Source organism: Vibrio profundi (assembly GCF_043642225.1).
GTDB classification, from domain to species: Bacteria; Pseudomonadota; Gammaproteobacteria; order Enterobacterales; family Vibrionaceae; genus Vibrio; species Vibrio profundi_A.
Genome location: NZ_JBHZSF010000001.1, coordinates 519,695 through 540,449, shown reverse-complemented (window position 1 = coordinate 540,449; position 20,755 = coordinate 519,695). Strand labels below are relative to the sequence as shown.

Annotated in this window: 23 protein-coding genes; 13 read left to right on the top strand and 10 right to left on the bottom strand. The window is 44.6% G+C overall.

What is annotated here, in order from left to right; genetic code table 11:
- Window positions 1-85 precede the first annotated feature (85 nt).
- The gene (locus ACHUFI_RS02580) at window positions 86-745 is read left to right on the top strand and encodes an START domain-containing protein (RefSeq protein ID WP_394246702.1); all 660 of its coding nucleotides are present in this window, start codon (window positions 86-88) and stop codon (window positions 743-745) included.
- 6 nt (window positions 746-751) lie between these two features.
- Here the strand turns inward: ACHUFI_RS02580 and ACHUFI_RS02575 are convergent, their stop codons facing one another.
- The 5 genes from ACHUFI_RS02575 to ACHUFI_RS02555 form a co-directional block, all read right to left on the bottom strand.
- The gene (locus ACHUFI_RS02575; protein ID WP_394246701.1) at window positions 752-1,276 is read right to left on the bottom strand and encodes a DNA mismatch repair protein; all 525 of its coding nucleotides are present in this window, start codon (window positions 1,274-1,276) and stop codon (window positions 752-754) included.
- A gap of 8 nt (window positions 1,277-1,284) precedes the next feature.
- Complete coding sequence (locus tag ACHUFI_RS02570; RefSeq protein WP_394246700.1) at window positions 1,285-1,671, bottom strand: MAPEG family protein; 387 nt, start codon at window positions 1,669-1,671, stop codon at window positions 1,285-1,287.
- A 118-nt stretch (window positions 1,672-1,789) separates the two neighbouring features.
- Window positions 1,790-2,968 (bottom strand): lytic polysaccharide monooxygenase, encoded by a 1,179-nt coding sequence (locus tag ACHUFI_RS02565; RefSeq protein ID WP_394246698.1) that lies wholly within the window; start codon window positions 2,966-2,968, stop codon window positions 1,790-1,792.
- 607 nt (window positions 2,969-3,575) lie between these two features.
- On the bottom strand, window positions 3,576-4,043 hold the full coding sequence (locus tag ACHUFI_RS02560) for a YjiG family protein (RefSeq protein ID WP_394246697.1): 468 nt from the start codon (window positions 4,041-4,043) through the stop codon (window positions 3,576-3,578).
- Window positions 4,043-4,780 (bottom strand): nucleoside recognition domain-containing protein, encoded by a 738-nt coding sequence (locus tag ACHUFI_RS02555; RefSeq protein WP_394246696.1) that lies wholly within the window; start codon window positions 4,778-4,780, stop codon window positions 4,043-4,045. Before ACHUFI_RS02555 ends, ACHUFI_RS02560 begins: the two co-directional genes overlap by 1 nt.
- Before the next feature lie 530 nt (window positions 4,781-5,310).
- Here ACHUFI_RS02555 and ACHUFI_RS02550 point away from each other — a divergent pair.
- Both ACHUFI_RS02550 and nhaD read left to right on the top strand, forming a co-directional pair.
- Complete coding sequence (locus ACHUFI_RS02550) at window positions 5,311-5,478, top strand: hypothetical protein (protein ID WP_394246695.1); 168 nt, start codon at window positions 5,311-5,313, stop codon at window positions 5,476-5,478.
- 169 nt (window positions 5,479-5,647) lie between these two features.
- Window positions 5,648-7,090, top strand: coding sequence for a sodium:proton antiporter NhaD (gene nhaD, locus ACHUFI_RS02545; RefSeq protein ID WP_394246694.1), 1,443 nt, complete (start codon window positions 5,648-5,650; stop codon window positions 7,088-7,090).
- 49 nt (window positions 7,091-7,139) lie between these two features.
- Here nhaD and ACHUFI_RS02540 read toward each other — a convergent pair whose 3' ends face one another.
- The 3 genes from ACHUFI_RS02540 to ACHUFI_RS02530 all read right to left on the bottom strand — a co-directional run bounded on the left by ACHUFI_RS02540 (window position 7,140) and on the right by ACHUFI_RS02530 (window position 9,438).
- On the bottom strand, window positions 7,140-7,484 hold the full coding sequence (locus tag ACHUFI_RS02540) for a hypothetical protein (RefSeq protein WP_394246693.1): 345 nt from the start codon (window positions 7,482-7,484) through the stop codon (window positions 7,140-7,142).
- 113 nt (window positions 7,485-7,597) lie between these two features.
- Window positions 7,598-8,071 (bottom strand): methylated-DNA--[protein]-cysteine S-methyltransferase, encoded by a 474-nt coding sequence (locus ACHUFI_RS02535; protein ID WP_394246692.1) that lies wholly within the window; start codon window positions 8,069-8,071, stop codon window positions 7,598-7,600.
- Window positions 8,068-9,438: a DNA-3-methyladenine glycosylase 2 family protein gene (locus ACHUFI_RS02530; protein ID WP_394246691.1), complete on the bottom strand. Its 1,371-nt coding sequence runs from the start codon at window positions 9,436-9,438 to the stop codon at window positions 8,068-8,070. The genes ACHUFI_RS02535 and ACHUFI_RS02530 overlap by 4 nt, the downstream gene beginning before the upstream one ends.
- 229 nt (window positions 9,439-9,667) lie before the next feature.
- Here ACHUFI_RS02530 and ACHUFI_RS02525 point away from each other — a divergent pair, with 229 nt between their 5' ends.
- The 5 genes from ACHUFI_RS02525 (at window position 9,668) to fecE (ending at window position 13,755) form a co-directional block, all read left to right on the top strand.
- A complete protein-coding gene (locus ACHUFI_RS02525; protein ID WP_394246690.1) occupies window positions 9,668-9,871 on the top strand; it encodes a hypothetical protein in 204 nt (67 codons plus the stop codon).
- Between the two features lie 199 nt (window positions 9,872-10,070).
- Entirely contained in the window at window positions 10,071-10,964 is an 894-nt protein-coding gene (locus ACHUFI_RS02520) for a Fe(3+) dicitrate ABC transporter substrate-binding protein (protein ID WP_394246688.1), read from the top strand.
- A gap of 60 nt (window positions 10,965-11,024) precedes the next feature.
- A complete protein-coding gene (locus tag ACHUFI_RS02515) occupies window positions 11,025-12,023 on the top strand; it encodes a FecCD family ABC transporter permease (RefSeq protein ID WP_394246686.1) in 999 nt (332 codons plus the stop codon).
- A complete protein-coding gene (locus tag ACHUFI_RS02510) occupies window positions 12,023-12,991 on the top strand; it encodes an iron chelate uptake ABC transporter family permease subunit (RefSeq protein ID WP_394246685.1) in 969 nt (322 codons plus the stop codon). The genes ACHUFI_RS02515 and ACHUFI_RS02510 overlap by 1 nt, the downstream gene beginning before the upstream one ends.
- Entirely contained in the window at window positions 12,991-13,755 is a 765-nt protein-coding gene (gene fecE / locus ACHUFI_RS02505; protein ID WP_394246683.1) for a Fe(3+) dicitrate ABC transporter ATP-binding protein FecE, read from the top strand. Before ACHUFI_RS02510 ends, fecE begins: the two co-directional genes overlap by 1 nt.
- Window positions 13,756-13,851: 96 nt before the next feature.
- Here the strand turns inward: fecE and ACHUFI_RS02500 are convergent, their stop codons facing one another.
- A complete protein-coding gene (locus ACHUFI_RS02500; protein WP_394246682.1) occupies window positions 13,852-14,733 on the bottom strand; it encodes a LysR family transcriptional regulator in 882 nt (293 codons plus the stop codon).
- Window positions 14,734-14,889: 156 nt separating this feature from the next.
- On the opposite strand from ACHUFI_RS02500, the gene ACHUFI_RS02495 reads away from it, so the two are divergent.
- Window positions 14,890-15,243 carry a MaoP family protein gene (locus ACHUFI_RS02495; protein ID WP_394246681.1) on the top strand — a complete coding sequence of 118 codons (354 nt, stop codon included), beginning with the start codon at window positions 14,890-14,892 and terminating at the stop codon, window positions 15,241-15,243.
- A gap of 153 nt (window positions 15,244-15,396) precedes the next feature.
- Here the strand turns inward: ACHUFI_RS02495 and ACHUFI_RS02490 are convergent, their stop codons facing one another.
- Window positions 15,397-15,648, bottom strand: coding sequence for a DUF3081 family protein (locus ACHUFI_RS02490; RefSeq protein WP_394246679.1), 252 nt, complete (start codon window positions 15,646-15,648; stop codon window positions 15,397-15,399).
- A gap of 273 nt (window positions 15,649-15,921) precedes the next feature.
- On the opposite strand from ACHUFI_RS02490, the gene nagB reads away from it, so the two are divergent.
- The 4 genes from nagB (at window position 15,922) to ACHUFI_RS02470 (ending at window position 20,747) form a co-directional block, all read left to right on the top strand.
- The gene (gene nagB / locus ACHUFI_RS02485; protein WP_394246678.1) at window positions 15,922-16,722 is read left to right on the top strand and encodes a glucosamine-6-phosphate deaminase; all 801 of its coding nucleotides are present in this window, start codon (window positions 15,922-15,924) and stop codon (window positions 16,720-16,722) included.
- A gap of 217 nt (window positions 16,723-16,939) precedes the next feature.
- The gene (locus ACHUFI_RS02480; RefSeq protein ID WP_394246676.1) at window positions 16,940-18,079 is read left to right on the top strand and encodes a sugar diacid recognition domain-containing protein; all 1,140 of its coding nucleotides are present in this window, start codon (window positions 16,940-16,942) and stop codon (window positions 18,077-18,079) included.
- Between the two features lie 162 nt (window positions 18,080-18,241).
- Entirely contained in the window at window positions 18,242-19,594 is a 1,353-nt protein-coding gene (locus ACHUFI_RS02475) for a GntP family permease (protein WP_394246675.1), read from the top strand.
- Between the two features lie 19 nt (window positions 19,595-19,613).
- A complete protein-coding gene (locus tag ACHUFI_RS02470; protein ID WP_394246673.1) occupies window positions 19,614-20,747 on the top strand; it encodes a glycerate kinase in 1,134 nt (377 codons plus the stop codon).
- Window positions 20,748-20,755 lie beyond the last annotated feature (8 nt).

Here is a 20,755-nt window from a genome sequence, read left to right as displayed (position 1 = left end):
TTACATTCGCAATCCTGCTAGAAAGGTTATAACTTTTAGCTCACACTTAAATTAGTTATAACCTTTTCTTTTTACAGGATGAAAAATGAAAAGCACACTCGCTGGTTTGCTACTTTTTGCGATGAGTAGCTGCGTATTCACTGCAAACGTCTACGCTTCTGCAACACAACCTTGGCTGTTTGTAAAAAGTGAAGATGGCATCATCCTACACAAGCGGCCACATTCCGACGGGCTCATAGAAATCAAAGCCCAAATGCAGGTAAACACCAGTTACTCCGGCTTCTTGCTGTTATTGGAAGACACCCCAAATATCCCAAACTGGATAGAAAATGCTTCGAAAAGTGAAGTACTGGTGCAATTATCAAGTAATGAAAATATTGTTTACACGCAGTTTCGGGCACCTTGGCCTGCGCGCGACAGAGACATGGTGACCTATTCAAAATATGAAGTCGGGAATGGTCAATTTGAACTTAAAATTGAAGATGCATCGACGTATCTTGCCAAAAATGAAGACTACTTGAGAATCACCAAAGTGAACGCGCTGTGGGTTTTGCAGCCATTAACCTCGGGTACCACCCATATCACTTACACCGCTTTTGCTGATCCTGGTGGTATCTTGCCAGACTGGCTTGCCAACAAGCTCTCTATTTCAGCCGCACTCTCCACCTTCCAAGGGCTACGAGCCCACCTGCCCAATTACCAACATCTACAGCACCCGAACCTGCCCAGTTCTGATACCCCATAAATACCATTACGGCTTGCGGGCTAAATCTCGTGCGAGAATCAATGCCAAGCCAAAAATTTGCAAAAATAGCGCAACGTTTTTGTAGATAGTCATTTTATCTTCAAGAGCTTGCATCGTTTCAGACAGCGATAAGTTTTCTAGATAAAAGTCATCAATTCGGTCACGCTGGGATTGCTGTGCGGTATTTATTTGCATCATAAGGTTAGGCAAGTTTTCGAGCTTAATGCTTGGGACAGGCTCCCCCACCCACACTGATAACTGCCCTCTTAATACCTCATCAAGCGCAGGTAACACTGTTTTGTTAGAAGCTAAATTCAAATGAAGCAGCACAGACTCTCGCTTCCTTTCGAGTGTTTCCACCTGATTCCAAGCCAGTTGAATCGAATACACGTTACTGCTTTTCAATTCAGCATATTGGCTTTGCTCTGCCGATAGTTTGTCAATCACAACACTCGATACCACTATCGCGAGCACATTGAGAATAAGGCCTGAAAAGACTATCACCCAAGGAGGAGGCAAACGTATTGGCATATTAAGCCTTATAAAAATTGTTCAAAGGGTAGATATACCAAGTTTAGAACGATAAGGCTTACCATGCAGGCTAAGGTAAGTTTCATACCTAATACTCGACCTTTTAGATTTTCCCCTAAAATACCTTTGGCGTGAATGATGCGACCAGCAATGAATGCGATGCCAATGATATGAACGAGCCATACATGCATACCATTAAACTCTGCAAATCCCATCAAGATAATGGTGATAGGGATATAATCCATCGCGTTACTTTGCGCAGAACGCGCAATTTGAAGAGGTTCAACGCCACCATCGGCATACGCGACTTTGTTGGCATGTCGTTGCTTGATCACTTGAAGCGCAAGCCAAATCATCAATATGGTTAGAAGGGATGCATAAAGTGCAGTCATCATAAGTCAATCTCATTCACTTTTATAAAAAAGCCAATCTAATCCACTCACAATTCATTCAGCAAATTAATCACACCCCTTAATTTTAACAGTGTCGGTTTGGTCACTTATTCATCAGAAATTAACGCCAAACACCCCATTCACCTGTCGTGCCCGGCTCTTGACCTTTCGTCCACCACTGCGCGGTCCATTCTCGATTATTGTGGAATACGATATCGCCACTTTCGTACACTGCATCAGCACTCCATGTGCTGCTCGGTGGAATTGGAGGAATTGGATCAACCGCTTTAATCAAAGAAAGTTGGTAGCTTGGTGCTGCATCCGGGGCAAATACGCGGTTAGCGTATACATTTGAAGTATCGAACATGTAATGGTTCATTGCTTCATGCCAGATACCGATAAACCACTCTCCTTTCTTCGAGTCATTGAATTGACCCGCCAGCTCTGCGGACCAAGTTGAGGTATTGTTCGCAGTAATAGCCAATTGAATATCTGTGGTTTCTGTACCACTAGCATCAAACGTTCTAAATCGTACCGTATCTCCTGTTTCCACCGCTCCAAACTCTGTCGATACGAAGTAACCTAAATCAGTCAGGTTATTCGCAGGTGGTGTTGGGTCTACAGGATCCGGTGGTGCCGTGCCCGAGCCTGAAAAGGTGATATCACTACAGTTATAAAATCCTTCACCGACTGGGTCCTCGCGTTGCCAACGAGTGTAGAGCACCGCATCTCCGGCTCTGTCCGTCGGCAGTGTTACTTTGATACGATATTTTTTGTCTTCACCGACTGGCACATTGCCACTAGTATCCACCAGGACTAAATCATCCCACGTTAAAGGGACGGCAAGGTCGGCCGTAGGCTTGGTTAGATAGAATTGCCAGTAAGACGGGTTATGTGGCGCTGTCGCGTTGAACACCAAATCAATTTGACCATTTTCATCTAGGCTAACCGCGGTACGTTGCCAATGGCTCGAACCAACATCCAACCCCTCTTTCGCTTTTGAGCCTGCAGCACATAAGGTGCCGTCTGGTACTATCGCTTTAACGTGCGCCATATCTTGATGGTTAGGGACGTTCGCCGCTACTTCATTTCGCTGAACAAACGGGTATGCTCCAGAGGTATCATAAGCCGCTTGGCACGCTTGATTGGGAATATTGTTATCCCAAAAACCGCCGTCCAAATAACAGGTGTTCTGTCTCGCACTTGGGAACTCGACCCAACCGTGTGCACTTGCTTCGCTAATACTTCCCAACGATAACAAGCCTAGTATCATCGAGGATGGAATGGCTCTCATCTTCATTTTTCTTTCCTTCTAGGTGATTGAATGCTGACGCCAATCCAACGATACGGCCTTGGCTGTAGCACATAATTTAAGCTATCAACCTAGCAAGGATTTATAAAATAGCCCGGTATATTAAGGGAATAATTCGTAGCAACTGTCGGTTATGCAACCTGTATTCCATGTAAAAACGCAACCAATGAAAAGCGCTCCAACAGATTCGAGTCACTTCATAAAAAAGAATTCTCATTGGTTGGAGTATTTTCAGAATCAACACTAATTGATTGAATTAAAAGCAGATAAAAGACTAAACCATGAAAGTGAGAATTGACTCACAACTCAAATCACTCAGGAATACCCGACCTAATAACTTGGTTATGACTCACAAAATAATGCCGAGAACAAAGATAGAGTAAACAATCATAGTAACGTTACTCAAGGAGGAGTTATGTGGGCAGTAGAAGAACTCATCCCGTTTGTTGAGTTGGGTACTTGGATGAGAAATTTCTTTTATCTCACCATTGGGTTTTGCTGTTTAGCAACCGCCGCCGTTTTAAAGTAAAAATAAACGAGTTTAAAAAAGCCCGCTAGACTAGCGGGCTTTTTCACATTGCGTAGTTCGCTGGTTCTACAAAATCATATTCATAACAAACATGGCACCTAAGGCGTTGAGGACAGAGATAGCAATCATCACTGGAATGTATCGCCCTTCAGTACCAATCGGTCCCATAATGCGTCCCATGTACTGTACTTGTGAACCCATCAAGTAAATAGCAGGCGCTAAAATCGCGATATGGGTACCATTCAAAATACCTTGATCAAACAAGGTGATCACAACCCCTACCGCACCACCCATCGACATCCACGCACCAATCAGAACCGCCGCCGCTTCACCAGGAAGCCCAAACACTGCCATTACAGGAGCAAAAACACTGCCCATCATGTCCAACGCGCCAGTAATTTGTAATGCTTTGATAATAACAAATGCCATTAGTACATTAGGAAGAGTCGAAGTCGTGGCGATCACCCACCCCTTTTTCGCGCCCTCTACGAAGATATCTGTCACCATAGGTTTTTTCGCTTTTACTTCAGACATTATGCCGTCTCCTCTTTTAATGGTGCTTCTTTCTTCGTGTTGTCTTTATCTTCCTTTCCTTCAGTGATATTGAGGTAAATTCTAAATAGGTTCGCGCCTACAAATTTGAAGATAAACATCACCGCGACAGCTAAGCCGATCGATGAGCTCACCGCTAAAGAGCCATCTGCCATCGTTAACGTAAACAGAACCGCACCCGATGAGAAGAAGTTCACAATCGCCGCACCAGCCGTGAATTGGAACATAGTGAAGACATCCGTTTCACGTTTAGTTAAATGCCCTTCGTCTTTAAGCTGACGTGTCATTGCTGCGCCAGCATCGGTACTTTGTAATGAAGCGATCAACGCTAGACCAGAGTTACCTGGAATCCCCATTAACGGGCGAAGTAAAGGAGTAAGCAGCTTACGAGCCGCATCTAACGCCCCGTAATGTTCAAGAACATTGATCATCCCCAAAGCGAACATGACCGTTGGGATAAGTGTTACGGCAAAAATAAAGCCATCACGAGCACCGCTACCGCCCTGGCCACGTAATGTTGTCGTTGTCGCCTGAATGCCATCAGCCGTTTCAGTAACGCCTGCAGCAACTTGCCCAAATGAACCGTTAAGGGTTGTGAAATCAAATACGCCATACCACTCATTTGATTGCATCACCCCAGAGAAGAACACAATAGCGAACGCTAATGCGATATAGCAGCCAATCGTCACTTTACGATCGGTGTTTGCTGGATTTGTCATAGTTGCCTCTATACATATTGTTTGTGTGGAACAGAACACGTATAGATTGTGCTAGAGATTGTCTGAGTGGTTCATGATAAAAATCAAGCAAGTTTCCAAATAAAACACCAAACCTCAAACAAGAGCGAAATGTGTGATACGTGATAAAATTCAATATATTAAACTAGTAAATCATTAATCACACCAAGTTAACCACTAATAAACTAAAAAATAACAACCATATGAACCATTCGAAAATCCATCAAAATTCAGCAGCGTAAAGCGCGTCATTTTCTCTAATTCTTGTAAGAGATATCTTACAATTCATGAGTCAACATCCATACAATTAGTATAATTATCAATTAAAAACATAGCCTTAGTTTTCATAGCACATCATCACAGTTAACTTTAATTCATACGGTAAATATGCACTAACCAACCATCAGAATGGTGAGCCACAAAGTGAAGGATCTGAGCCTCATACAAAATATCAGAATGATTTTATTGAATACCATTCCTTTCAGAAAAATCACTGAATAATGGTTAAGAATATGGAACTGAAAACACTCAAGTATCAAGTCATGGGCAACGGCATCTGGATCTGCGCAACGGTATCTAACCTTGTTGCCGCTCAGCTTGCAGCGGAATACGAGTCATATGGTTGGCCTGTTGAAGTCTCACCACTAAGTGAAGATGCATCCATCGCAAACGCAGTGTAACGATTTAATAAAGAGCTCTCTTTCCAAAAAAGGGAGCTCTTTATTCGAAACTAATCCCCTACATTTACTGCAAGCTCTTGTGGTAATTCGATACAACTCACACTTAGCTCATTGATTTACGTCTACTATTTTTACGCTACTCAGGTAATTGAATATAAGGACGTGACAAATGAAAGGGATTGGACTGGTATTTTTTATTATTACGTGTGCATTTGCGCCTGCAGCTCTCGCGTCGGCCTCTAACACCCAATCCCCATTAGATCTCACTAACTCATTTCCCGGCTTCCTTGCTCTTGGCCTTTTCAGCATTGCTTACATCATTGTGATGATGGAAGAGTATTTAAAGCTTAGGAAATCCAAGCCCGTTCTTCTTGCGGCTGGTTTAATTTGGATCATCATTGGTATTGTCTACCAGCAACACAATATGATCGATGTAGCTAAGCAGGCACTGGAACACAATTTACTAGAGTATGCTGAGCTTCTGCTGTTTTTATTAGTCGCCATGACCTATATCAGCGCGATGGAAGAACGCCGACTATTTGATGCACTGCAAGCTTGGATGGTAAGCAAAGGCTTTAACTTTAGAACGTTATTTTGGTTAACAGGCTTCCTCGCCTTTTTTATCTCACCAATTGCCGACAACCTGACTACCGCCTTGCTCATGTGTGCCGTCGTTTTGAAAGTTGCAGGGAGCAACATCCGATTCGTAAATTTGGCGTGCGTGAATATTGTAATTGCCGCCAATGCTGGGGGAGCATTTAGCCCGTTTGGAGATATTACAACCTTAATGGTTTGGCAAGCTGGGCATGTCAGCTTTTCAGAATTCTTACCGCTGTTTTTACCTTCTGTCATCAATTACCTAGTACCCGCAGTGATCATGTCGTGCTTCTTACCTAAAGACATGCCAGATACAGTCCACCAAGAGGTTGAACTAAAAAGAGGAGCCCGTCGAATCGTGGGGTTGTTCATCCTAACCATCGCGACTGCCGTCGCGTTCCATGCTGCGCTGCACTTCCCACCAGTAATGGGCATGATGATGGGTCTCGCATACCTCCAATTTTTCGGCTATTTCCTACGTAAAACCTTACCTAGTTCATTAGCGCGTAAAACCGCTATTGCGATTGCCAATAATGATGAAAACAAGCTGAAACGATTAGGGTCTGTGGTGCCATTTGACGTATTTAGACGTGTATCTCACGCCGAGTGGGACACATTGCTTTTCTTCTATGGCGTGGTGATGTGTGTGGGAGGGTTGAGCTTACTCGGCTATTTAGGAATGGCTTCTGAGATTATGTATAGCCAATGGGATCCAGTATGGGCGAATATTATGGTTGGGGTACTTTCTGCGATCGTCGATAACATTCCAGTTATGTTTGCCGTGTTATCGATGGAACCAACGATGTCAATGGGCAACTGGTTATTGATTACGCTAACCGCGGGAGTGGGGGGCAGTTTATTATCGATAGGTAGTGCCGCTGGTGTGGCGCTTATGGGAGCGGCGCACGGAAAGTACACCTTCTTCGGACACCTTAAATGGATGCCGGTGATTTCACTTGGATACGCTGCAAGTATCGTCGTTCATTTGATGCTAAATCAGTCTTTATTTAATTAATAAACCTGAGTTGTCTTACTACATTTTCTGGTTCAGCCTGAATACGACGTTACTCAGGCTGAACAGCAGAGAGTTTCCAAACGTTGCTCATCAAATACCCCGCGCACATATTACAAGTCAGAAATTTACCACCGTCTTGAATACGCATAACTAAATCATCCCGAGTCTCTTTGCTGCTCGCCGCAGGTTGAATATTAATGAGGTCCCCCTCCACACGGTACATTCGTGAAACATTCCCTTCAATGGTGCGATATTCGACACGCCCATTATTGAATACGAGTGAGCTGTCATTAGATGAACTTTCGTACACACCCGAAAACATCACAATTGTCGGCATTTCAAAAGCGGTTTCTGTTTCCGCAAAGCACCCGGATAATGCTAATGAAAAGCCCACTATTCCTAATTGCCTAGTCAACATGAGCCATGATTACAGAACGGCATACCGCAGCATACATAGAACTCAACACAAAAGGCTTTTTTGAATGGGCTCCAATGTAAAATAGTGAACTACAACACACCTTCCAATTCTAATAATTTTTGCTTACGTTCCACCCCACCAGCATACCCTGTTAACTTGCCACTTTTTCCAATCACACGATGGCAAGGAACAATCACAGAAATGGGATTTTTACCATTCGCTAACCCAACTGCTCGAACCGCTTTAGGGTTGCCAATCGCATCAGCGAGTTGCTGATAGCTCCATGTCTCTCCAAATGGAATGGTTGTTAACGCTTCCCACACCTGCATTTGAAAAGCGGTGCCCTTAGCCGCAAGAGGCAAATCAAACTGCACTGCCCCTCCGCGAAAATAGAGCTCTAACTGTTGCTTAGTTTTTACAAGAATAGGAAAGCGGTCATCTTCCACGCCTAGCTCATCAGGCTGAGTGGTATGCACTTCAAACCAAGCGCCCAACAGCCCATCGTCATTCGCTTGCAAAGTAATGATCCCCAAAGGGCTTGAATAATAACAGTAACGGTTCATACAGAACTCCAACAATGGAATGTCGCATAGCTGCCCCAAGGCGCGACACTTTCTTCGGTTAACTCTGGAAACTGAACCATGGCTTTTTTCACAATCAAATCTCCAGTTAAAAAACAATTCGGCTCACTCAAACCTCGTAACAGCGCGTACTGAATAGTCCAAGGGCCAATGCCTTTCAGCGCTAACCACTCTGAAGGGTGCGCCTTATCATTGGCTCTCATATATTCTGCAAAACGTTTAAGAGTATCTTTCCTGCTTTGTGGCATTCTTAAAAAGCTTAAATCGAGGTTTGCAACGTCTTCTGTGCTAGGAAAGTGAGTTTGACCACCATTCGCTTGCGCGACGTTTTTTACCAACAAGTTCAGTTGCCCTATAGCAGCTTTCACCGAGACTTGTTGACCCAGTACCGCGCGAACTCCCGCCTCCCACTGGTTCCAAACTCCCGGAATACGAATGCCTGAACGACAAACCAATGTAGGCGATAAAGACTCAAGGTGAGCTTCAACTTGGGGCAAGTCGACATCAAGATCAAACATTCGCCGCACTTGGGTGACAAACGCTCTAAGCACTGCGTAGTCTTCTAACTCGAATTCAATATCCAGAGCCTGCTTACCTGAGTACGTCGCCTTAAACCACCCCTTTACCCCATCAATGTTAACCTTTCTCTCGTAACTGGTTTCATCGATAAGCTCAACGCCCTCAATCGCCCTAACCCGATAAAATTCGAGCAAATACGGCCAATCAAAAGCGCCCTTAAATGACAGTGAAATACGGTTACTCGCTGACACCGATCGCTTAGATTGACGAACTTGAGTCGGAGTCAATTTCAATGCCTTCTTAAATGAGTCGTTAAAGCGACGTGTACTATTGAACCCACAAGCGAAGCCCACCTCCTGAATACTCATTGAAGTACTATATAAGAGCTGTTTAGCAAACATAACCTGATGATATTGCGCATATTGCTTTGGTGAGACCCCAACATACTTTTCAAATAGCATCCTTACGTAACGATCAGAAACGCCTAGCCGTGCACTCAATTCGGGTAAGGTACTTTGCTGTAGCTCTCCTTGTTCAATCAAGCTAATGGCACGTAAAAAAGTGGTTTCGACACCCTTCCATGCCCAGGAACTGGGTGCACTGTCTGGTCGACAACGCAAGCAAGGGCGATATCCGGCTTTCAATGCTAAGGCTTGATTAGAGAAATATTCCACATTAATTTCTTTCGGTGGAGAAGCGGGACAGATCGGTCTGCAGAAAATTCCCGTTGTTTTGACAGCGATATAAAACTGCCCATCAAAGCGAGCATCACGCGCCAGTCGAGCTTTCTGATATTGCTCTACATTCAACGTATTCTCTAATGAATCCATACCTAACGTTGCTCCATAGCGTTCACCTAACCACTAAGAGTGTATCCCTTAATAAAAGATTCATTAGCCATTTTCGGAAGTGAATGTTAAAAATAGGGGAAAAATTTCTTTAGCACAATTAGAAAAATCACCTAAAGTTACTAGATACGAATTATTATTAACAACGTCAAACTGGTCGGTATCAAATCAACGATAAGAATTTGAGCCACCATGGATAAGGAAAATGGCTATGGATCTGCACACCTGTCGTATTATTTTAAAAAACCATCAAGTCCTCACCTGTCAATCTGTCGAACAGTCTCTCGGTTACTTAGAGTCCCAAGCTGAGGGTGGCATTTCAATGATTCAGATTGACGCGACGGACGGTCGTAATATTCACTCATACCAATGCAGTAGTTTAGAAGAGTCTATAGAAAATCTTATGAATCTATAGCCCGTTAGTATGAAGTGAAAAAGCAGCTCTATTGGCTGCTTTTTTTGTTTCTGTAACCGAGCGAATACCGCCAACCGCCTTTCCATTTTGAATAAACCTATAATTAATAGGTTTGATTACAATCATAAATGCAAATAATATTGATTATCATTAAGTCAATAGTTACCATACCGCCACCTGATTAAAAATGGATATGGATATGCTTAACAAATTCTTTTCAGCAGTCGCAATTGGCCTGTCGCTGCTCCTATCAAACCAAGCTCTAGCAGAACGCAGTATCGAAGATGAGCACGGTACTTTTTCCATAAATGGCACCCCTGAACGTATAGTCGTACTGGAGTTTTCGTTTGTTGATGCGCTAGCGTCTGTGCAAGTTTCTCCAGTTGGAATCGCCGATGACAAAAATATCGAACGAGTGATCCCAGCAGTCAGAGAAATCATTAATCCATGGACCTCTGTTGGTATGCGCTCACAACCGAGTTTAGAAGCCATTGCTGAGCTAAAACCTGATCTAATTATCGCGGATGCTGAACGTCATAGCGCCGTGTATGAAGACCTAACTCGTATTGCGCCAACTCTACTATTAAAAAGCCGCGGGGAAACATACCAAGAGAACTTAAAAGCTGCACAAAAAATTGGTATCGCGTTAAATAAAGAGAAATTGATGCAAGCGCGTATCAATGATCACAAATCCATCATGTCGACTTACAAGCAAAAGTTCTCTAACAGCGACACGATTCAATTTGCTGTCGTTACAGACAAGGGAATGTGGATGCACGGCCCAGCTTCTTATGCTGGTGGCGTTATCGAAACTCTTGGTTTGAATAGCCCAATCCCTAACATCACAGAAAAAGCCTACATTGAGACAAGCTTTGAGCAGCTATTGAAAATCAATCCAGATTGGTTATTACTGGGCCCATACAAAGAGCACACTGTGGTTGATGATTGGAAAAAAAGCCCTTTATTTAAGATGCTAACGGTAGCGAAAGAAGAGCAAGCGGTGAAAGTATCTCCAGCTCTTTGGTCTTTAAACCGAGGCATGATGGCAGCAGAAGGCATCGCCAAAGATCTTGAGACTCTGCTACTGAACTAAATTAACACCTTGTGTTACTTACGTTTATTTTAAAGATACTACTGATATTCTCGGATACTCATGTCCATCAATCTAAAAGTTTGTTTTACATGGATTGCACTTACCGGCCTACTATTGGCCGGTTTTTCGTTTTCTATGATCGCTTGGTCCAGTTTTGACTTATCGTTGTCCGACCTCGTCGGCTATCTCCTCCACTTCGATGACTCGAGTATGGAGCAGCAAATCATCGCTACTTTACGTGCGCCACGTGTTTACAGTGGGCTACTCATCGGCGCTAACCTAGCGGTAGCCGGAGCCTTAATGCAAGGCCTAACTCGTAACCCATTAGCCTCTCCTTCAATCTTAGGTATTAATGCTGGGGCCGCCTGTTTTATGGCTCTAAGTAGCATCGGCCTATGGGGGTTAAGCGCCCTGCCAAGTGTGGCAGTTGCGGCCCTAGGCGGTACGGTTAGTGGTGCGCTTGTCATGCTTCTTGGCGGATTCTTTTCAAATCGCCCTCATCCACTCAAGCTGGTGCTTGCGGGGATTGCTGTCAATGCACTGTTAATAGGTCTGACCCGAGCATCCGTTATCTTAGCTGACGACATGGCCTATAGCGTGATCAGCTGGCTTGCGGGGTCGATCTCAACCATCGACTGGGAACAATGGGCGACCTTATGGCCGTTCAGTGTTGCGGGGCTTTCTCTAGCGATGCTTATCGCGAGAGATATGAATTTGCTCGCGCTAGGGGATGATGTCGCGACAGGGCTCGGGCTTAATGTCACTTACACCCGCGTCTTATCGTGTATTGCCATCGTGTTGCTCACGGCATCCAGTGTCGCGATAGCGGGTCCTATTGGCTTCGTTGGGTTGTTGATCCCGCATATCGCTAAGAAAATCGTCGGCAATAACTTTTTCCTCGTGCTTCCTATATCCGCGATATTAGGGGCGAGCCTAATCACTTGGTCTGATGGTTTATCAAGGGCCATCGCCTTCCCTGCAGAAACTCCAGTTGGGGTTATCACAGCGTTGCTGGGCACTCCTTGCTTTATCTTCATCGCACTAAGGAGCAAACTGTAATGAATTCCTTCAAAATCTCGTTGCTTAGCGGCCTACTCATGTTCATCGCCGCATTAAGCCTATTCGTGGGAGCTGCTGATCTTAGTATTCAGCAAGTTTTGAATACTCTACGCTCTGGCGGTGAGTTTGATTTCATTATCAATCAATACCGCTTGCCTCGCTTGGTTCTCGCGATTGGAGTCGGTGCTGGGCTAGGGTTATCTGGCGCTTTAGTACAAGGCGTTATTCGCAATCCTCTCGCTTCCCCTGACTTGATGGGAATTAGTGCGGGCGCAGGCTTAGCAGCAACTTCGCTTTTGATCTTTTATCCGCAAGCTCCGCTTTATATGTTACCTGTGGCTGCCGTGATAGGTGGCATCTCTGCGGCAAGTGTCATTTTTATCATGGCCTATCTAACGCAGCCTACCCCGGCTCGCTTAGCTTTAATTGGTATCGCAATCAGTGCTTTTCTTTCCAGCGGGATTGATTTTTTGATGATCGTGAATCCCATCGAAATCAACACCGCGATGGTATGGTTAACAGGCAGCTTATGGGGAAGAAACTGGGATCAAGTACCTTTCATCTGGGTGACATTAACCCTACTTGTCCCGTTTTCTTTTTGGTTAGCTTGGCGTCTGGATGTGATGGGGCTCGGTGAAGAATCGGCAACGTCGCTGGGTGTAAACCCACAGAAAGTTCAAGTTCTCGCCCTAGTGAGCGCCGTGGTGCTCGCCAGTATTAGTGTGTCCATTTGCGGCACGATCAGCTTTGTCGGTTTACTTGCTCCGCACCTTTCGCGATTACTCTTTGGCCACAATCACAAATGGTTACTGCCTGCCACAGCGATCATCGGGGCGTTACTGGTACTGATTTCCGACATTCTTGCTCGTGGTTTACAACCGCCGGTCGAACTGCCAGCAGGCGTCCTTACTTCATTAATTGGCGCGCCTTACTTCATTTTCTTACTTCAACGCTATAAGGGCTGGTAATGTTAGTCACCCAAAACCTTGCGGTCGCTTATGGCGACACCACCATTATTCACGATTTATCTTTAACGCTGCCTAAAGGTAAGATTACTGCGCTAATTGGCCCAAATGGATGTGGTAAATCCACATTACTCAAAACGCTTTCGCGTATTAATGCCATCAAATCAGGACAAGTCTTGTTGGATAACAAGCCACTCAAGCAATGGAAAGATAAGCCTCTCGCACAGCGTATTTCATTACTTCCACAGGTGTTAGTAAGCCCAGAAGGCATCACAGTCAAAAAGCTAGTGGAATATGGTCGCTCTCCTTATATTTCTAACTGGGGAAAACTCAGCGAAGTAGACCACCAGCATGTTCATCAAGCTATGGTTGAAACGGGGATCTTAGAGTTTGCCGATCAACCTGTTGAGTCACTTTCAGGTGGACAACGACAACGAGCGTGGATAGCTATGATCATCGCGCAAGATGCCGATATCGTCATGCTGGATGAGCCGACCACCTACCTCGATTTGTCACATCAAATTGAATTAATGAAGCTAATGCGCTCAATGAACGACAAAGGAAAAACGGTCATTGTGGTGCTTCACGACCTAAATCAGGCATGTCGCTATTGCGATCATTTGGTCGTATTAAAGAAAGGGGAATTAATTACTCAAGGTGAACCTCAGGCCGTATTCACTGAGTCATTGTTGAGTGATGTATTTAGTTTGCAGGCTAAGGTCATCAACGACCCTATCGCCCATACACCTATGTGCGTCGCCCTCTAAATTCGCTCTATTAGCAAGCAAGTGCTTACTTCTATCACGTAGCTCACAATAAAAAGCCTTCTTCGAGAATGAAGAAGGCTTTTAACGTTATTGAGCTTAAATATCGGCGGCTTGTTGCAAGGTATAAGCGGTGGAAGGATCAATATCTTTTACTAACTCTTCAACCTGCATTATTGCTTCAACGGATGTACTGCTCTTACGATAACTTAGATAAATCGGGCGATACCAATCTTCAACGCCTTTAACCTTATGAAGCTGTCCCGCCGCAATAAACGGTTCCACCAAAGAGGCAGGCAAATAAGCACTTCCCCCTTTTTCAAGAATAAAGTCGAGCGCGATTCGAGCGGTTGAAGTACGTAAATAAGGCGCAGGTACTTTTGGGTGGCGCTCAGCGTGTTCCGATCCAAAGCGCGTTCCCCAGTCGACGTAGACATATTTTTGCTCAAACACACTTTCTAAGTCGTCAGGTTCCGTCGATACCAATACCAACACTAGATCGGCAACTTTCTTACAATGCAGCTCTTCCGCTTTGATCTGGTCAAACGCAAATGCCATGTCTAATGTACGTTCAAGCAAATTACGATTGAGCTGTTCTCGCCCCATCACTTCAGCCATGAACCCATAACCACCGAATGAGTCGGTGACAACGCTTAAACAGTTTTGCAGGTATGCATCCCAAATGTTTGGAGTACCGCCTAACGTTAGCTGTAAGGCTTTGCCACTTTCCAGCGAAAGCTCAAACTTGGCCTGTTGCAGTGTCGTGACCATCACTTCTGCATAACCGATCAGCCGTTCACCCGATGACGTTAACTTAATATTATTGCGATCACGAATAAACAGTTGAGTGTCAAAGTAGCTTTCAAGCTGCTTGATCCGCGCACTGACTGCCGCCTGAGTGAGATACAAATTTTCAGCAGCGCGGCCAAAATGTCTGACCCGAGCCACTTCTAGGAAAGTTCTGAATACTTTTACGTCCATCAAAAAACATCTCTGTAATAAATCCGCCAAAAAGCCGATTTAGGATTGGTTTATCGTAAAGACAAAAACGTTTTGTTTTTCATTTTCGTCTTTTAACCATATGTTTCGCGTAAGCAAATAACGCCGTAATTAATCTAACCACATACCGAGGTTAACATGTCTGAGACTGAATTCCGCCATGGAAAAAAACGTTTTTATGACGCTAAAAAATTCCCAAGAGGATTTGCTAAGTCTGGTGATTTTACTCTTGTCGATGAAGAAATCCTAACCTTGTTTGGAGACACTATGCTGGGTCTCGAAACGGGTGAAATTTTGCCAGAAAATGCCGAAGAAAAGCACTTTCTGAAAGTCCTTTCTCATCCTCATAAAGCCAAAACAAAATTAGAGCGTGTATGGCTGAAATACATTCAGCTTTCAAGAGGTCGTAAACGCTTCCACACTCTAAATGGCGGAAAACGAGGCGAAATAGCCAAAGAAGAATACGAATCAGATTTAGTGCTCGAAGACTAACCAAACCTATTGCTTTGCTCCAAAAACAGCAAAGAAGCCCAATAACTCATCAAGTATTGGGCTTCTCGTTCATCGAAACCTTTGCAGCGACAGCAAGAGATTAGAAAGCTATATAGATAGCTAAGTTCAACAGAGCCAAACTCAACGTTGCTTTCATTTTGCCATTGCAGCCACTCTACGAAGAAAGTCATCTCTTAATGCTTGCTCAGCATAATCGACATGATAAGAGTTATGACCACGCATTTTTACCTGTGCCCCATAACCTCGTAAATACACCTCGTAGTCTCCGCAATCCACCCTCGCTTCAACACCATCTAGCACTCTACCGTGCTCTGTCGGAATTCCACGAGACATGACCAAGTCATAAGTATGCTGGATGTCGTTTGGATCAATCTTATAACTCATCGCTTTCTCTCTACCTTCCATGGTTACTCATAAGTATAGTTTTTAATCAATTGATGACAACTATTCCTCTTCTAGCCATTGGTTACAATTTTTTCTTTGCAGTTAAAGTGCGTTAATCCTCCCTGATTCAACGGCTTATTCGCGCCATAAATCAAGTTGGTTAAAGAAAAAGCGAAAAATTGACCTAAAACAATAGCAGATCCCAAAAACTTATTTTATAATGCGAATTAATGTTTCAGCACACAATAAATTCTAATATCTAGGGGCAAATTAATGAGACTTATCCCGTTAAATCAAGCAGCGCAAGTAGGCAAATGGGCAGCAGCACACATCGTTAAACGCATTAACGATTTCAACCCAACTGCAGAACGTCCTTTTGTACTTGGTCTACCAACTGGTGGTACTCCGCTAGCTACTTACAAAGCACTTATCGAGCTACACAAAGCTGGTGAAGTTAGCTTCAAGCACGTAGTTACATTTAACATGGATGAGTACATTGGCATCCCTGCTGATCACCCAGAATCATACCGTACATTCATGTACACTAACTTCTTCAACCACATCGACATCCAAGAAGAAAACATCAACCTTCTAGATGGCAACGCGGAAAACAACGAAGTTGAGTGCAAACGCTACGAAGACAAGATCAAGTCTTACGGCAAAATCAACCTATTCATGGGTGGCGTAGGCAACGACGGTCACATCGCATTCAACGAGCCTGCGTCTTCTCTGTCTTCACGTACTCGTATCAAGACTCTGACAGAAGACACTCGCATCGCGAACTCTCGTTTCTTCGACGGTGACATCAGCCAAGTTCCTAAGTACGCACTAACTATCGGTGTGGGTACTCTACTTGATTCTGAAGAAATCATGATCCTAGTAACAGGCCACAACAAAGCGCTTGCTCTAGAAGCTGCGGTTGAAGGTAGCGTAAACCACCTATGGACTGTATCTGCTCTACAACTTCACCCTAAATCAGTGATTGTTTGTGACGAGCCTGCAACTCAAGAACTTAAAGTGAAAACTGTTAAGTACTTCTCTGAGTTAGAAGCTGAGAACATCAAAGGCTTCTAATCTGCCTTTCTGTTCCAAAATATTTAAAGCCACCTTATTAGGTGGCTTTTTTGTATCCTCCGGCTTTGATTTACCCCGAATAGACAACCGCTCAATATTGTGCGGCGAAACAACCACCCTCGCTATTTCTGTGATTCGATTCTTAAATCAATCCACTCTAGTTCGACTTAATTTGTGCATACGCCTATAAACGCCAAAGTATGAAAGGAGTTTGCCCGTGATTTTAGACCACCAACTTGCCCAACAAATTGTCGATAGAACCATGGCAATTATTGGCTTCAACATTAATGTCATGAACCATGCTGGCATTATCATCGGCAGCGGCGAAAAAGACAGGCTTGGTCAAATCCATGATGGCGCGATACTCGCTTTAAAGCACGGTGACTCTATTGAGCTCAACCAGCAAAGCTGTGCATCATTGAAAGGAGTAAAGCCTGGCATCAATATGATTCTGCGCAGTAACCTGCAAGTGGTGGGAATTGTCGGGATTACCGGAAACCCTGATGAAATCCGAGATTTCGCAAATTTAGTCAAAATGACCGCTGAGATGATCATTGATCAAGCCGCCTTAGTGGAACAACTTCAATGGGATCGACGCCACCGTGAAGAATTTATTTCAGCATGGATCTCAGACACCTTATCAAAAGAAGAACTCGCCGATTGGGCCGCCAGGCTATCTATCGATCTCTCCAAGCCACGAGTAGCGGTGATCATAGAGTTTAAACAGCAAAATACTCCGAAAAGCCTACAAAGCATTCGCAAAGTCGTCGATTTACTAGAATATCCTGAGCGAGATAACTTAGTTGCCGTGGTTTCGATGAACGAGATTGTCGTATTAAAGCCATGCACATCGTTGAATAAGTGGGACAGTGACCAGGAGAGTGGCCGGATCAACGCATTACTGGAGCGGCTCGATGAACACCACATCACTGGTTTTAACATCGCACTCGGTCAGCCCTTCCAAGAGGCATCACAAGTTCACTTATCCTATCAAAGTGCTAAGCAGGTGCTTCACATTGGCAAACAACACCTTCCTGACCAGAACAAGTTCTTATATGAAGAGCTCAGATTGCCGGTATTACTCTCACCCTTAAATAACTTTTGGCAAGGTGAACAACTTTGTGAGCCTATGGAGACTCTACGCTCACAAGATAAATCAGGGCAACTCATTAAAACCTTAGAAGCTTTGTTTCAAGCAAACGGCAATGCAAATGAATGCGCTAACTCACTGTATATTCATAGAAATACTCTCAGATACCGTTTGGATAAGATCACTCAAATAACTGGATTAACCACAACGGATTTTATGGGATTAACAGAACTCTATATTGCGTATCAGATCTCAAAACTTCGTTAATTTAGTGCATACGCACAAAAATGGATGTTTTATGAGCCAATTATTTGTTTGTCTGCCTAAAGGCACGGCAATTGATTGATTAGATAATAACTGCGTCCCTACAGACCTCTCGTAAGCCAAACCCAGCTTACGAAAGAGAACACTATAATAAACGGAGTTATCATGAGTCTTATCTTTATTCTGTTGGGGGTGATAGCCTTTATCGTCCTCACAACCACCAAATTTAAACTACACCCTTTCTTAGCCCTCATTATGGCGGCATTTTTAGCGGCATTTGCTTACGGATTGCCCGCTGACAGCATCGCTAAAACCATCGCATCTGGTTTCGGAGGCATTCTAGGCTACATTGGTCTGGTGATTGTACTTGGTACCATCATCGGCGTCATTCTAGAGAAAAGCGGCGCCGCGATCACGATGGCTGACACCGTCATCAAAGTCCTTGGTGAACGCTTTCCAACCTTAACAATGAGCATCATTGGCTACATCGTTTCTGTGCCAGTATTCTGTGACTCGGGCTTTGTCATCCTAAACTCACTGAAAGAGTCGCTTTCAAAGCGCCTACGTACTTCAAGCGTTGCTATGAGTGTGGCACTGGCTACAGGCTTATATGCCACTCACACTTTCGTCCCCCCAACACCGGGGCCAATCGCAGCGGCAGGTAACTTAGGATTAGAGTCTAATCTAGGCTTAGTTATTGGTATTGGTGTTTTCGTTGCGGCAACCGCTGCTATCGCTGGTATGTTATGGGCTAACCGCTTTAAGAATGTAGAACCAGATGGCGAAACTCAACCAGAAGAAATTCAGCAAGATTGGAAAGCTCTGAAAGCCTCTTACGGTGAACTGCCAACCGCTAGCCAAGCGTTCGCACCTATTTTTGTTCCAATTCTACTGATCTGTTTTGGCTCGATTGCTAAGTTCCCAAGTTTACCATTAGGCGATGGTGCGCTATTTGATGTGTTGTCTTTCTTAGGCCAACCACTTACCGCACTTATTATCGGCTTATTCTTGTCTACCCGCTTATTAAAATCAGACAATAAAGTGGAAGAGTTTGGCGAGCGCATTAGCCAAGGCATAACTTCTGCAGCGCCAATCCTACTTATCACAGGTGCAGGTGGCGCATTTGGTGCCGTACTCAAAGCTACGCCGCTGGGCGAATATTTAGGAATGACGCTATCGGCTCTTGGGGTAGGTATATTTATGCCATTCATCGTAGCAGCCGCGCTTAAGTCAGCTCAAGGTTCATCAACCGTAGCATTAGTCACGACCTCTGCATTAGTTGCACCTATGCTAAGCCAACTAGGTCTGGATTCTGAGATGGGCCGCGTACTAACAGTAATGGCGATTGGTGCGGGTGCAATGACGGTTTCCCATGCCAACGACAGTTTCTTCTGGGTCGTGTCACAGTTCAGCCGTATGTCGGTTGGGTTAGCGTACCGAGCTCAAACTATGGCAACCTTAGTGCAAGGTGTCACGGCAATGACCTTAGTTTATCTTCTTAGCCTTGTGCTTTTATAACAGTAAATAGGATTGTGATATGAAAGTTGTTATCGCCCCAGATTCGTTTAAAGAAAGCCTGAGCGCAAAACAAGTATGCGATGCCATTCGTTCCGGTTTACAAAGAGTATGGCCAGAAGCAGAATTTGTTTCCGTCCCTGTCGCTGATGGTGGAGAAGGCACGGTTCAGTCTCTTGTTGATGCAACCAAAGGTCACCTGACACACATCCAAGTACAGGGGCCTCAAAACAAACCCGTCGAAGCTTTTTATGGCGTATTGGGCGATAACAATACCGCAGTCATCGAAATGGCAGCAGCAAGTGGCTTACATCATGTCCCCGTCGAGCAAAGGGATCCTAAGACGACCACCAGCTTTGGTACAGGGCAACTCATCAAACATGCGCTTGATAGTGGCATGAAACGCCTCATCATTGGCTTAGGCGGTAGCGCAACGAATGATGGTGGGATAGGAATGCTTGCCGCTTTAGGTGCTGAATTTAACGACGCCAACCAGCAAGCGCTTGCGCCTATCGGAGGGAGCTTAGCTCAACTCGATTCCATCAACTTAGATAAGTTTGATGATCGCCTCAAGCACTGTGAAATTTTGGTGGCCTGTGACGTAGATAATCCATTATGTGGCCTACAAGGTGCTACATCGGTGTTTGGCCCGCAGAAAGGGGCGACAGCATCCGATATTCGTTTACTCGATGATGCCTTACGACACTTTGGACACTTAACAGAAAGCATAACAGGCGTGTCGGTTCTCGATACTGCAGGGGCTGGAGCCGCGGGTGGTATGGGCGCTGCATTACTCGCTTATACTGGTGCTCAGCTTAAACCCGGAATCGACATCGTCTTGGATACGGTCAACCTTAAAGAAACCGTTCAAAACGCTGACATCGTCATCACAGGAGAAGGCAGAATCGATAGCCAAACGATTTTTGGTAAAACGCCGGTTGGCGTGGCCAAAGTTGCGAAGCAATATCACCTGCCAGTAGTCGCATTATCAGGATGTACCGGAGACGGTTATCAAGCCGTTTACGACCACGGTATCGACGCCGTATTTTCTGCGGTTCCCCGAGCGATGTCTCTCGCAGATGCAATGCGGGAAACAGACTTTAATTTAGCGGATCTGGCTGAGAATGCCGCTCGGCTCATCAACCTCCATCGATAACATCTAGT

What these genes read in the sequence shown, in the direction of transcription:
- ACHUFI_RS02580 (WP_394246702.1), top strand. Translation starts at nt 86, where the DNA reads ATGAAAAGCACACTCGCTGGTTTGCTACTTTTTGCGATGAGTAGCTGC.
- ACHUFI_RS02575 (WP_394246701.1), bottom strand. Translation starts at nt 1,276, where the DNA reads ATGCCAATACGTTTGCCTCCTCCTTGGGTGATAGTCTTTTCAGGCCTT.
- ACHUFI_RS02570 (WP_394246700.1), bottom strand. Translation starts at nt 1,671, where the DNA reads ATGATGACTGCACTTTATGCATCCCTTCTAACCATATTGATGATTTGG.
- ACHUFI_RS02565 (WP_394246698.1), bottom strand. Translation starts at nt 2,968, where the DNA reads ATGAAGATGAGAGCCATTCCATCCTCGATGATACTAGGCTTGTTATCG.
- ACHUFI_RS02560 (WP_394246697.1), bottom strand. Translation starts at nt 4,043, where the DNA reads ATGTCTGAAGTAAAAGCGAAAAAACCTATGGTGACAGATATCTTCGTA.
- ACHUFI_RS02555 (WP_394246696.1), bottom strand. Translation starts at nt 4,780, where the DNA reads ATGACAAATCCAGCAAACACCGATCGTAAAGTGACGATTGGCTGCTAT.
- ACHUFI_RS02550 (WP_394246695.1), top strand. Translation starts at nt 5,311, where the DNA reads ATGGAACTGAAAACACTCAAGTATCAAGTCATGGGCAACGGCATCTGG.
- nhaD (WP_394246694.1), top strand. Translation starts at nt 5,648, where the DNA reads ATGAAAGGGATTGGACTGGTATTTTTTATTATTACGTGTGCATTTGCG.
- ACHUFI_RS02535 (WP_394246692.1), bottom strand. Translation starts at nt 8,071, where the DNA reads ATGAACCGTTACTGTTATTATTCAAGCCCTTTGGGGATCATTACTTTG.
- ACHUFI_RS02530 (WP_394246691.1), bottom strand. Translation starts at nt 9,438, where the DNA reads ATGGATTCATTAGAGAATACGTTGAATGTAGAGCAATATCAGAAAGCT.
- ACHUFI_RS02525 (WP_394246690.1), top strand. Translation starts at nt 9,668, where the DNA reads ATGGATCTGCACACCTGTCGTATTATTTTAAAAAACCATCAAGTCCTC.
- ACHUFI_RS02520 (WP_394246688.1), top strand. Translation starts at nt 10,071, where the DNA reads ATGCTTAACAAATTCTTTTCAGCAGTCGCAATTGGCCTGTCGCTGCTC.
- ACHUFI_RS02515 (WP_394246686.1), top strand. Translation starts at nt 11,025, where the DNA reads ATGTCCATCAATCTAAAAGTTTGTTTTACATGGATTGCACTTACCGGC.
- ACHUFI_RS02510 (WP_394246685.1), top strand. Translation starts at nt 12,023, where the DNA reads ATGAATTCCTTCAAAATCTCGTTGCTTAGCGGCCTACTCATGTTCATC.
- fecE (WP_394246683.1), top strand. Translation starts at nt 12,991, where the DNA reads ATGTTAGTCACCCAAAACCTTGCGGTCGCTTATGGCGACACCACCATT.
- ACHUFI_RS02500 (WP_394246682.1), bottom strand. Translation starts at nt 14,733, where the DNA reads ATGGACGTAAAAGTATTCAGAACTTTCCTAGAAGTGGCTCGGGTCAGA.
- ACHUFI_RS02495 (WP_394246681.1), top strand. Translation starts at nt 14,890, where the DNA reads ATGTCTGAGACTGAATTCCGCCATGGAAAAAAACGTTTTTATGACGCT.
- ACHUFI_RS02490 (WP_394246679.1), bottom strand. Translation starts at nt 15,648, where the DNA reads ATGAGTTATAAGATTGATCCAAACGACATCCAGCATACTTATGACTTG.
- nagB (WP_394246678.1), top strand. Translation starts at nt 15,922, where the DNA reads ATGAGACTTATCCCGTTAAATCAAGCAGCGCAAGTAGGCAAATGGGCA.
- ACHUFI_RS02475 (WP_394246675.1), top strand. Translation starts at nt 18,242, where the DNA reads ATGAGTCTTATCTTTATTCTGTTGGGGGTGATAGCCTTTATCGTCCTC.
- ACHUFI_RS02470 (WP_394246673.1), top strand. Translation starts at nt 19,614, where the DNA reads ATGAAAGTTGTTATCGCCCCAGATTCGTTTAAAGAAAGCCTGAGCGCA.